The 12,081-nt window shown below is 44.4% G+C and carries 9 protein-coding genes and 1 pseudogene; 3 read left to right on the top strand and 7 right to left on the bottom strand.

The annotated features are described in order from the left end of the window. Positions 1 to 72 precede the first annotated feature (72 nt). The 3 genes from WA407_RS13740 to WA407_RS13730 are packed head-to-tail and all read right to left on the bottom strand — an operon-like array spanning position 73 to position 3,656. Positions 73 to 1,665 (bottom strand): ABC transporter substrate-binding protein, encoded by a 1,593-nt coding sequence (locus WA407_RS13740; protein ID WP_336077585.1) that lies wholly within the window; start codon positions 1,663 to 1,665, stop codon positions 73 to 75. A gap of 35 nt (positions 1,666 to 1,700) precedes the next feature. Continuing rightward, the gene (locus WA407_RS13735; protein WP_336077584.1) at positions 1,701 to 2,609 is read right to left on the bottom strand and encodes an ABC transporter permease; all 909 of its coding nucleotides are present in this window, start codon (positions 2,607 to 2,609) and stop codon (positions 1,701 to 1,703) included. A 36-nt stretch (positions 2,610 to 2,645) separates the two neighbouring features. Next, a complete protein-coding gene (locus tag WA407_RS13730; RefSeq protein WP_172828265.1) occupies positions 2,646 to 3,656 on the bottom strand; it encodes an ABC transporter permease in 1,011 nt (336 codons plus the stop codon). Positions 3,657 to 3,965: 309 nt separating this feature from the next. On the opposite strand from WA407_RS13730, the gene WA407_RS13725 reads away from it, so the two are divergent. Beyond that, positions 3,966 to 4,400: a hypothetical protein gene (locus WA407_RS13725; RefSeq protein ID WP_336077583.1), complete on the top strand. Its 435-nt coding sequence runs from the start codon at positions 3,966 to 3,968 to the stop codon at positions 4,398 to 4,400. Between the two features lie 105 nt (positions 4,401 to 4,505). Here WA407_RS13725 and WA407_RS13720 read toward each other — a convergent pair whose 3' ends face one another. Further along, entirely contained in the window at positions 4,506 to 5,708 is a 1,203-nt protein-coding gene (locus WA407_RS13720) for an MFS transporter (protein WP_336077582.1), read from the bottom strand. Positions 5,709 to 6,088: 380 nt separating this feature from the next. On the opposite strand from WA407_RS13720, the gene WA407_RS13715 reads away from it, so the two are divergent. Together WA407_RS13715 and WA407_RS13710 are read left to right on the top strand one after the other, a co-directional pair. After that, on the top strand, positions 6,089 to 7,849 hold the full coding sequence (locus WA407_RS13715) for a methyl-accepting chemotaxis protein (protein ID WP_336077581.1): 1,761 nt from the start codon (positions 6,089 to 6,091) through the stop codon (positions 7,847 to 7,849). Positions 7,850 to 8,242: 393 nt separating this feature from the next. Next, on the top strand, positions 8,243 to 9,403 hold the full coding sequence (locus WA407_RS13710) for an S-layer homology domain-containing protein (protein WP_336077580.1): 1,161 nt from the start codon (positions 8,243 to 8,245) through the stop codon (positions 9,401 to 9,403). An 88-nt stretch (positions 9,404 to 9,491) separates the two neighbouring features. Here WA407_RS13710 and WA407_RS13705 read toward each other — a convergent pair whose 3' ends face one another. From WA407_RS13705 to WA407_RS13695, 3 genes and pseudogenes are all read right to left on the bottom strand, one after another. Next, the gene (locus WA407_RS13705; protein WP_336077579.1) at positions 9,492 to 10,454 is read right to left on the bottom strand and encodes a helix-turn-helix domain-containing protein; all 963 of its coding nucleotides are present in this window, start codon (positions 10,452 to 10,454) and stop codon (positions 9,492 to 9,494) included. Between the two features lie 129 nt (positions 10,455 to 10,583). Next, complete coding sequence (locus WA407_RS13700) at positions 10,584 to 10,979, bottom strand: hypothetical protein (RefSeq protein WP_336077578.1); 396 nt, start codon at positions 10,977 to 10,979, stop codon at positions 10,584 to 10,586. Between the two features lie 117 nt (positions 10,980 to 11,096). After that, a pseudogene (locus WA407_RS13695) lies at positions 11,097 to 12,081 on the bottom strand (sensor domain-containing diguanylate cyclase).

Here is a 12,081-nt window from a genome sequence, read left to right as displayed (position 1 = left end):
CAGTTTCCTCCTTCAGGTGTAAAATGATAGCCTTCGGCTGTAAAAACCGAAGGCATAAGGTAAGATTACAACTTACTCTTTATTCAATGAATAGAATCGGATAACCTCATCTGGGTAGTAGACATATCCAGTGACGTCTTTGCTCATGCCAACAACGCGATTGTATTCATACAGGTACGCCCATGGCGAATCTTGATTTATAAGCTCTTGTGCTTTGCCATACAGCTCTTTACGTTTATTTTCATCTTGCTCTTTGCCTGCTTGTTCCCAAAGCTTATCCACTTCTGCATTAGCGTAATGCATATAATTCGATGAACCGCCGCTGTACATCAGAAACCCGAGATGATAACCAGGGTCGTTGACGAAGGAAGTCCATTTGGAAATGTATGCTGTCAGGTTGCCTTCTCGTTGCTGTTCAAGGAACTGTGCACGAGCAACATTGACAACATTCATCTTTACGCCAATCTTGGCAAGTTCAGCTTGAATCAATACGGCATCATCTGCCCAGTCCTGGAAGCCGGAACCCAGTGTCAGGTCAAAATTAAACCCATTAGGATACCCCGCTTCTGTAAGCAGCTGTTTTGCTTTGTCCAAGTCGTGCTTGTAGCTATAGCCCGCATCGGTGTAGCCAGGGGTGTTACTCGCTACAGAACTCTTCATTTGCTTTGCTTGACCGTACATGACATCGTCGATTAATTGGTCGTAAGGGATGGCGTAAGCAATTGCTTGACGCACTTTTGGATCATTAAAAGGTTTGACTTTGTTATTCATGGCAAAATACAGAATCCGGTTACTTGCATTGGATTGAACCTTTAGATCGGCGTTGGTTTCCAGCTTCGAAACATCCTTTGCAGGAATCTCAATCGCCATGTCGACATCGCCTTTATCCAGCAGAAGTACACGGTTGGAAGCTTCCTTGGTAAACTTCATCGTTACTTTGCTCAGATTTGGCGCTCCTTGCCAGTAGCTGTCATTAGCATTAAAGACAGCTTCTGTCGCAGGGTCCCATTTTTCAAGCTTAAACGGGCCTGAACCTGCCGCATGTGTTTTCAAATAGTCACCATCGCCATTTTCTTTGACAAGCACATCATCCACAATGGAGAAGTTGTACAATGACAGGATTTGCAGAAACATATGATTGGGTTGGGACAATGTAACGACAACGGTGTGCTCATCTGGCGCTGTAGCGGTTTTAATGGAGCTCATACCATACAGAAAGCTACCGGAATCGGAATTTTTAAGCCGCTCAAAGGAATACAACACGGAATTGGCGGTTAGCGGGTTGCCGCTTTGGAATGTAACGTCTTTACGCAGATGGAGCGTATAAGTCATGTTATCAGCGGACACATCCCATTTTTTAGCCAGCATGGGCTTAATGGCTTCCGTATCTGCCACTTCGCCGCTATCCGTAGACTTTTTGCCGTAGGTCACAAGCTGATCATAGAGCGCAAGCACAAGGGTGTCCGATGTAAGATCACTTGCTTCAGCAGGGTCCATGGTTGACCCTCCCTCCGAGTAAGCAAGTGTAATCGTCTTTGGTGGGGATGGGGCATCTGCGCCCTTCTCTCCAGATGAAGCGGACGGGCTGTTAGCATTGCTCGCACAACCTGCCGTCCATAGCAACGTAGACAAGACGACAATTAGAGAAAGACTTTTTTTCAACATGGCTTACGTTCTCCCCTTTAATGATCTATTTATTTTTATTTGCTAGAGCGCAGTCTTGGATCAAGAACATCCCGCAAACCGTCTCCAAGCAAATTGAAGCCCAAAATAGCTGTCGCAATTCCAAGACCCGGGAAGGTTACAATCCACCACTCACCGGAAATGATATACGCTCGCCCTTCCGAAATCATTGCGCCCCACTCGGCAATCGGGGGTTTCACACCGAGTCCCAGGAAGCTGAGACTGGCTGAGGTGAGGATGGCAAAGCCCATTCCAAGCGTTGCATTCACAAGCAGTGGGGCAAGTGCATTAGGCAAGATGTGGCGAAACAGAATCGTTCCGTTCGTTACACCAATCGCCCGGCTGGCCTCAACAAACTCCTTTTCCCGGAGAGAGATGGTTTGTCCGTGAATCAGCCTGGCGAATTCGGGTATGCCTACAATACCCACGGCGATAAGTGCACTCATCAGTCCTGGTCCCATCGCTGCAGCAATGGCCATGGCGAGTACCAGCGACGGGAAAGCCAACAGAATATCCATGCAGCGCATAATAATGCTGCCCATTCGACCGCCATAGAAACCTGCGATGGCTCCAAGCGGTACGCCGATGATAAATGAGATCGACACGGCGATCATCCCGGTCCATATGCTGATTCTGGCTCCGTAAATAACACGGCTGAGAATGTCGCGTCCGTAATTATCGGTCCCAAACCAATGTTCCACACTTGGCGGCAGCAGCTTGTTCACCGGATCGGTTACATAAGGATCATGTGGAACGATCCATGATGAGAAGATGGCAATGAGCGTCCAGCCAACGATAAAAATGAATCCGATTAAAGCGAGTTTATTGCCAAACAGTAATCGCCAAAAGGTCTTACGTTTCGGTATAGCGGCTGCATTGGGCTGAGGTACAGCCGCTTTTGCCACCAAATCACTTGCAGTGCTCATCCGAGTACCTCCCCCTACTTTTGTGCTTCATTGTTATCACTCGTACCGGATACGTGGGTCAATCAATCCGTAAACCAAGTCGACTCCAAGATTGATAAAGCTATAAATCAGCGCACTTACGAGGGTAAATGCTTGAATCGGTGCGTAATCAGCCGCCAAAATGGAGTCCGTCACATAACTGCCCACTCCTGGCCAGGTAAAAATGGTTTCGGTAATAACCGCTCCACCAATCAGGTAACCGACCTGCAAACCAAGTACGGTAAGCGTTGGAATAAAAGCGTTAATGAGTGCATGCTTATAAATGACAATTCCTTCGCGCAGACCTTTGGCTCTGGCTGTGCGAACAAAATCCTGACCGATGACTTCCAGCATGCTGGAGCGCATCATCCGTGCCACAATCGCCATAGTGCCTGTGCTGAGACAGACAGCTGGCAGAACCAAATGGGATAAACTGCTTTTTAAAGCTACAAAATCACCGGTCATCAGACTATCCAGTACATAAAGTCCCGTAACGTGCGTCGGCGGATTGATATCACCGCTAATTCGACCCATGGGCGCAGGAGCGATGCCCCATTTAGCATAGAAAATATAAATGAATAACAGGCCAATCCAGAAAATGGGCATACATGCACCGATCAAGGAAAACACGCGAGAAATGTGATCAACAATCGATTCTTTACGGGTTGCCGCCAGAATACCGATCGGGATTGCCACCAGAATCGCAATAACCAAGCTTGCCAGCGCCAACTCGATGGTTGCTGGAAACCGGGTAGCAAAGTCGCTTGCCACTGACTGTCCGGTGTGATAAGCCTGACCCAGATCACCATGGAACAATCCCACTACATAATGAAAGAATTGAATGTACTTCGGTTGATCCAGTCCCATACTGCTGCGAATATTTTCAATCGTCTCGGGTGTAGCCTGCTCCCCCGCAAGCATCACGGCAGGATCACCTGGAAGCACTCTTGAGATCATGAATGTAATGACGACAATACCAAGCAGTGCTGGAATCATTTGTACCAATCTACGTAGTGTGTATACGGCCACAGTCCGTCCCCCCTTATCCGTAATCCCTCGTCTCTTTGTCATCTTTCTTTTCATAACTTGTTATTTTTATCATTGTACTAAGGAACAAGAACGGTTTCCACGTCCTGAATAACTAAAAATAATGACGAAATTTGTCGTCCGTGCACTAAAGTGACTCAATATGTAGTTTAAATGTTATGTATGCATCCGGTTTGAAAAATCAAAAACAGCATAATGCAAAACAGGCAATCCCCTTTTAAAAGGAAATCGCTTGTTTTTTGTAAATATGGATTGTAGTATTAGGTCGATCAGGAAAGGAGAATCACAGTATTGGAAACGAACTACAGAAAGCTGTTGGATCAGATGATGACACCCTATGATGAAATGCTGCAGAGTCTAATAGGTAATCACGCCGATTTTTCGAAGGTCGATTATTTGGAAAAGCACAGTGAGAAATATGGAAAGAGTGATGCCAATTATACCAATCGCTTGAAGGTGCTTTTGGCTATGTACAATCGCGAGGATCGATATGCCCCGCATTACGAACCGATTGTTAGAAGGTTGCTCGTTAATGAGATTATAGACAGGGGAACGAACAGTTTTCAGGGGATTGGCGATGCTCTGTATTACGCCGTTTTTTTACTGCAAGGTATATCCAGTATTGTCTTCGGCTACAGCTCGAACCATTCCGCAGCACGCTCCTCTTCTTCCAGCACCCTGTACATTCCTTCCCTCCACTTCACCGCATCTTCGCCACCAATATGAAATAGACAATTGAGACCTTTTGACTATCATTCAAACCAGCAAACAAAATAGGCTTCTCGTGAATATAGCGCGGAGGCCTATGGGTTCATCAAACCACTCTTTTATTTATTTGGCCTTCTGAGATACCAGTTCACTATTCCCTTTTCTCTTTCTTATCCCCAACATAATGACGGCCATAACAGCTACCAGAACTGCTATAAGAGCAAAAGGAATATATTTATCCACCCGATATAGCGTCGTTGTCAAAATAGGAGCAATAATCGCAGAAATGCCTTGGACAGTGGCCACCAGACCAGCGGCTCCTCCTTGCTGTTCTTTACTGACAGAAAGAGAAGCCCCGGCCATAAATCCAGGCATTAGCAAGCCTGTACCTATACCAAACATAAAAAACGCAAAATAGTAAACGACCATGCTGGCTGACATGAGGAATAGCAGCATACCGACAATAAGAAACAGAGAGCCGAGCAAAATCATCGGCTTGGGTTGCCATTTAAGCCATTTCATTTGAACGATCTGTACAATCAACATCGCTGCCCCAGAAAACATAAGCCCAAAGGAAACCCCTCTTGCTGTTTCTTCGGATGAAAGGCCTAATTGATCTTGAAAATAAAATCCACCTATAACCTGGATGGTCACAATACTAATCATCGTAACCAAACCTGCAAACAAATACATTCGTAGACCAGGTTGAAAAGGGTTAATCCGAGCTGGCTTTTGCTGAATAACAGGCTTGGCAGACGGAATTGCCAGCAAGGCCACTACAAATGCTAAAGCCGCAATCACGATTCCAAAATACAGAGGCCACAGCAAGCCTATTAAAGTAAAGGCGCCTGCAATAGCGGGCCCAAATACTAATCCAAGTCCATTGGCCGCGCTAATGATAGCCATGCCACTACCTCGATCTTCGCCCTCGGTCACGTCTCCCATGTAAGCTTGGGAGGATGACAATACCGCCGGGATAAACCCGCCGATCAAGCCGCGTGTAACAATCAGCAGGACTAACAGCATTCCCCCGCTGAGCCAACCCTTTAATCCTGCAAAAAGAGTAAGCGTAAACAGCAAGCAGCTTACACACATCCCTATGAATCCAAGCAAAATCACAGGCTTGCGTCCCTTTGCATCACTCAGATTCCCCCAAATTGGAGCCATTAAGGCCATCGTTATGGAGCCAAGCGATATAATTAACCCAGAATGACTTTCTCTTAACCCCAGCTCACGAATAAGGGGCGGCATAATTGGAGCAATGAGCATGAGCCCTAGCATAGCCACAAATACACTGAAAAAGATGCTCCCTTTGATTCTATTCATCCTCGCACACTCCTCTGATATAGATGCTCTCTATTCAGAAGTATACGGAGCATACCAAGAAACTACTGCCTGTATACGGATAAATTTGCGGTTAAACGGATTTAATTTAGCATATAAAACAGCGGCCAGCCTTCAGGACAATATAAGATGGTCTTAATTCTATGGTCCAATGGGCACCGTTGATTATAGTGACCATGACGCATAGTTCGCCTGGGTGCCGTAACATGATACGAAGTTTAGACGGTTTCATCGCTGACAAGATGAAAGAGCTTAATTTCCTGGCATGTTATTACGATATATGATGTACAGTCTTTTTACCCTTTAGTAACTAGCGCAGTTGTGGGTTGAGTCTGTATATCGATGTCTAAGGGGGAAATGCAGTGAAAACAAACATAGGATCAAATATGAAGGTGAGATCACTAAGAACCAAGTTAACCATAATGTGCTTAATTATTTTAATTGTACCCACATTCGTAATTGGAATCAGTTCTTATTTTGTTTCCAAGAATGAAATGAATGAATCAGGCAAAGTGGCACTTAAGAATAGTGTGCAAATGGTAATTGGTATGATTAGTTTCCTCAATGGGCAAGTCGAAGCCGGTAATTTAACATTGGAGGAAGCACAGGAAAAACTGCGCATCGAGCTGCTCGGTGTAAAAGATGCTAATAACAAAAGACCGATAAAGATTAAATATACTGTAGGTAAAACAGGTTATCCGTGGGCAGTCAACCAAGATGCCGTTTCAATGATGAACCCTTCAAATGAAGGCCAGAATTTAATGAATGCCGTGTCGGAAGACGGTGTGCATGTGGGAAAAGAGTTTGTAGAAGTCGGTACAAACGGCGGGGGATTTGTCACTTATAAATGGGCTTTACCTGGTACAGATCAAGTGGAGACGAAAATTTCGTATGTTGAAAAGGATCCTTATTGGGGATGGATCATCGGTTCTGGAGCATATTTTAACGAATTTAACAGCGGAGCGACCAAAGTCCTTTATATTGTCCTGATTATTACGACTGTTGCGGTTATTCTGGGAGCAATTATCGTAAGCTTTGTTTCGGGACGTTTTACGAAGCCTATCATCATGATCGCAAAGCGACTTAACGCAGTTGCGGACGGTGATTTAACGGTCGAAGAAGTCAAAATTCATTCAAAAGATGAGATCGGCGAGCTTGCACAGGACTTCAATCATATGATTAAAAATATTAGATTTCTGATCGGTGAGGTAAATCTGTCCACAAAGCAGGTAGCTACTTCCTCGAAAGAATTGACCCTTGGAGCAGAGCACACTGGACAGGCAACCGAGCACATCACCATCGCGATTCAAGAATCGGCGGCCGGTGCTAAGGAGCAGCAGATGATGCTCCAGAAGACAACCAGCTCGCTTGAAGAAATTTCAATAGGTATGCAGCGGATCACGGAGAGCTCCTTGGCCATTGCTGATTCGTCTGCAGACGCGATGGAAATGGCGAGCGTTGGTGGTACTGCTGTACAACATACGGTGAAGCAAATGGACCTGATTAACCATTCCGTCAATGAAACCGATGCGGTTATGAGAATGTTGGATGAACGCACTCAACAGATCGACACGATGCTGCATGCCATTACGGATATTGCACAGCAAACCAACCTGCTTGCCTTAAATGCTTCGATTGAGGCCGCCCGTGCAGGCGAAGAAGGCCGCGGTTTCTCCGTCGTTGCTGCAGAGGTAAGAAAGCTGGCCGAACAATCGAACCAGTCTTCCGGGCAGATTTCCGAGTTGATTCAGAATATGCGCAAAGATATGGAGCATTCGCTTAAGACCATGGAACGCGTAAAACAGGATGTCGACTCTGGTATTAAAATTGCCAGTGAGACGGAGCAGCAGTTTAACAAAATTGTGACGTCCACCAATCATATCGCACAGCAAACGGAAGAGCTCGCGAGCATCACGCAGCAAATAACCGCAAGTGTCCAAGAAATTTCGGCGAGCGGAGAGAACGTCTCAAGTCTGGCGCTTCAAGCGGCGGACAACTCGCAGAATATTGCAGCGTCTGCAGAAGAGCAGCTGGCTTCAATGCAGCAGATCACCAGCCTGGCAACGACCTTGTCGGATATGTCTCAGAAGTTACAGGACCTAACAGTCAAATTTAAATACTAGTGGAATAAACTGTAGTTTCCAATATGGTTTCATGAAAAGCCTTCTTACCGTGAGATTAGCATTAGTTCATGGTAAGAAGGCTCATTTTTTTCCGAAAACGTCGCGCTAAACTGACTATTCGTATTATGAAGGGCTCGCAAATCGTGATCTGTTAATTGGGCATGGTTTTTGTCGATTTTGTTCAGAATTGGTTCAGAAGCATTTAGTATAGTAATCCAGTAGTGTAAGAAATCATATTAGCAGGTTAGTCATCATGGAGGATCTTAGTCTGTTCATCGTGACACCAGAAATTTATGGAGGAAGTTTATGAGTAAAATCAAGTCTTTTTGTTTATCTTATCTTGCTGTTATCGTCTTATTTGGGACCTGGACATGGAGTTTTTCTGGGGGTGCTGTGTATGCGACCTCCTCACCAGTACCTAGTGTAACAGATGCTGTGTATGCTACTGAAACCACGGTAACGAGTTGGACAAATCCTTCTAAACAAGGTCAATCCGTAACGTTTAGCATCAAAACCATCTCAACCCCACAAATTACGAAGGATTTAACTGGCACCGTGGTTCTTATGGATGGTACGGATATATTAGATACGCTTACGATGACGCCAAATGGGATTGCAAATGGATATGCCACTGCGACCTATACCACAAGCAATTTAAGCGTGGGAAGTCACTCGATCACTGCTATTTACAGTGGAGATGCTCGATTTGCCCCGAGTACCTCTGAAGCGTATATACAGGTTATAAATGGAGATGCAGACACTGGGAATACTGGCGGAACTGGTGCTACTACTGGTAACGGCAGCAGTAGCAGTAAAAAAGATAAGAAGGATAGTACAGATAGCAGTGAGTCTATTTCTTCTAGCGAAACAACCACACCTTCATCACCATCGGTTTTACCGACAGATTTGCCGACGACTCTGGAAATCAAGCCAGTTGATCAACCAGAGGTTATGCATGAAAAATATATAACCGGTTATCACGATGGGACATTCCGACCGGACCAGTCGATTACACGAGCTGAAACTGCCACGATGATGGCTAGGATTATGAAGCTGGAGACAAAAGAAGGCTCAACGACATACAAAGATGTACCTAGCACGTATTGGGCAAAGGATTCAATTATAGCACTCACGACACAACACTTCATGAATGGATATGCAGATGGAACATTTCGGCCAGAGCAACCCATTACCCGTGCAGAAATGGCAGCAATACTCGCATCCTGGAAGCAGCTTAAAGGAACGCAAACTGCAGCATCTCCTTATACCGATATCGAAAAGCATTGGGCAAGAGATTCAATTAAAGCGCTAGCTGAGACAGGATGGATTACTGGTTTTAACGACAGCAGCTTCCAACCCAATCAATATATAACACGAGTAGAAACCGTTACAATTTTGAACACTATCTTAAAACGAGGACCCCTGGAAGGTACGACCCAGGCTACATGGAAGGATGTACCCGCAGATTACTGGGCATTCAAAAATATTGAAGAAGCGTCTCGTACCCATACTTCAACCATCAATTCAGAGGGTACTGAAACTATCGTGAATTAAGCACCAAATAAAAGCTGGAATCCTTTCTATACAGGGTTCCAGCTTTTTATTTACCTGATATTTTTAAAAAACGGTCAAAAAATAAATTTTAAAATACCTTCTTTAAGGAGGATGGCTTCACTCCGTATTCCCGGAAAAATTGCTCTGAAAATGCACTCACATTGCTATATCCAACAGCCATCGCAGCTTCAGTCACATTGCTTTCTTGGCTTCGGAGCAGCTTCATCGCATAATCGAGACGAATTTGGCGCAAATATTCAAATACAGTAGTTCCAAAGCAGGCTTTGAATCCTTTTTTTAATTTAAAATCGTTTAATCCAACCTTTTGGGATAATGTGATCAGCGAAGGTGGATCAATCATGCTGGATTCAAGGATCTCCCGAGCCATATGCAGCTTTCTGACATCATCTTTACACAAACCTTCGGGCATAGGTGTTAAATCAAATAATTGAATCATAAATCGATTTAAAATCTCAAGTGCCGCTGCTTCCATTAACAAAGGCGATTTATGCACACTTTTCAAGTCTTTGATCAAGTGTTCAATCATCACTATACTTCTGTGATCCAGTTCAAAACTAAAGTGATGGAATGCAGCTCCCTTAAGAATTTGATTAAATTCAATAGCTACCTGCCGACGAGCCGCTAACTGTGAAGCCGCATAATTAAACAACGAAATCGGAATGCCAAGTGCAAATGATTGGTATTGTTCGTTAACCGGAGGATGGAAACATGCTTTGAAATCCTGTAAAAAAATAAGAGCACCCTGCCCCATCGGGAGTGTATAATCCAGACCAGCCACATTCACATGACGTTGACCGGAAAGCGCAAATTGAAGTTCAATCATTTGGCCTCTGGAAGAAAAATTGGTCGGATACGGCTCGTGATATTGAATGTGCGAATATACAATCTCAATTCCGCTGTAAGTTGTAACTCGGTAGATATGCCCATGACCCGCTTCCGGTAACATCATATACGTATGCTCATTCTGTTGTCTAAACGGAGTTTTTTCCAAATAATGCTGATATATTAATGATAACGAGTTTGAATTCACAAGCGTCCACCTCAAATGTTTTCATTCATTCCGATGCTACAAATGAGAATCGTTATCAATAATAGTAGCCGAATTTGAATGGTTTGACCAGACCTATTGGAGTAAGATGTGGAGACATTCGGGGGTCTATTAATCCCAATCCATATAAAACGTTGCCTTCAATTTACCCTTCTCACATGCTGGGCAGCTTAAATGATGAGGAGCATTGTTTTCAATGTGTTTCTTTTCCATGACACTCGTACATCTAGGACAAGCATAAGAACTCCTATACTGCGATGAGTCGGATTTCATCTCTATAAACAATTCATTGCGCATAGCCTGACAGGTCGGACACACATATAGAGCGTTATAAGCATCATATCTCGTCGAAGGGTTGCCTATGAATTCCTCAATACGTCGTTTAAGGGCAGCATCCTGTACAAACGAAGCAATGGATTTCAAACTCATATATGCAAAACCAAATCCTACAAATATGTTCCCCGTATAAGTACAGGTATCACAGTCCAGCTTGTACGCTTCCCCCATTTTTATTCCTCCATATCACTCATTCTTTTTATAATAAAAAAGCCCACCGTAAGAGACACGCTCGGCTAATTAGCTCTAAGGCGCGTCAGCTCTTAATTCCCTTTATTAAGACTTTATCTATCTCTTTACAAGATTTGCTGAATGAGTGACCCGATTTCTCCCGCCACTTTTGGAAGCATACAGAGCCAAATCCGCTTGATGAACAATCGTTTGTTCCGTATCCTCTTGCGTAACCGTTGCCACACCAATACTCACAGTAATGGCATATTCTCCCCAATCCATCGAGGCTGTCGTGGAGCGGTATCTTTCTGCTGTACGAATGGCTTCTTCTTGATCGTTGTCTGGAAGAATAATTACGAACTCCTCGCCCCCATATCGAGCGACAATGTCCCTGTCCCGTGACATGGATTGGAGTATTTCTGCCAGATTAGTGAGCAACCAGGTCGCCCACCGGATGACCGTAAGTGTCGTTAATGCTTTTGAAATGATCAATATCAATGAGCAGCAGCGAAAAAGGTATTCCAGTCTCTTGAAAGGAGGCTAGGCTAGCCAGTAACTGATCTTGAAAATATCTTCGATTTCTAAGACCGGTTAACGGGTCAGTTGACGCCATCGTTTCTAGCTGGAGATTGATCCGTACCAGTTCCTGCTGTTTGATTTCATATTCTGCGTGCAACCGTTCAAGCTTCTGGTTCGCTTCATTCGTAGCTTGATATAATTCCTGAAGCTTGGTTTTGGTCTGTAGTATATCTTTCTCGTGTTCAATACGCTTACGCATCACAAGCACTACACAGTCAATAACAAATTCTCCATTTCGCTCCTGGCGAACTCCGTTTAGTAGTACAGGCACATCCTGTCGATCACTTGTGCGAAACGAAAAGTACATCTCATCGACACGCCCGTACAACTGGATGTAGGGATAAAAATAAGTATGAAAAAATAGCTTGTTGGTAACAGACATTGTCATTTCAATCGGTCGTCCGAGCAATTGATCACGTTCATACAGAAGCATGTCCAACAAAGTTTGATTTACCGATTGAATGATCCCAGTGTCCGAAATTGAAAAGTATCCACAGGGAGCTTTATCTAATTGAATATCCAT

Origin of the sequence: Paenibacillus sp. 203, from assembly GCF_037027525.1 — a bacterium.
Classification (GTDB): Bacteria; Bacillota; Bacilli; order Paenibacillales; family Paenibacillaceae; genus Paenibacillus; species Paenibacillus polymyxa_B.
This window is presented reverse-complemented; position numbering and strand designations above follow the sequence as displayed.

Coding starts and splice junctions, on each gene's coding strand:
- WA407_RS13740 (WP_336077585.1), bottom strand. CDS start 1,665: ATGTTGAAAAAAAGTCTTTCTCTAATTGTCGTCTTGTCTACGTTGCTA.
- WA407_RS13735 (WP_336077584.1), bottom strand. CDS start 2,609: ATGAGCACTGCAAGTGATTTGGTGGCAAAAGCGGCTGTACCTCAGCCC.
- WA407_RS13720 (WP_336077582.1), bottom strand. CDS start 5,708: ATGAATAGAATCAAAGGGAGCATCTTTTTCAGTGTATTTGTGGCTATG.
- WA407_RS13700 (WP_336077578.1), bottom strand. CDS start 10,979: ATGGGGGAAGCGTACAAGCTGGACTGTGATACCTGTACTTATACGGGG.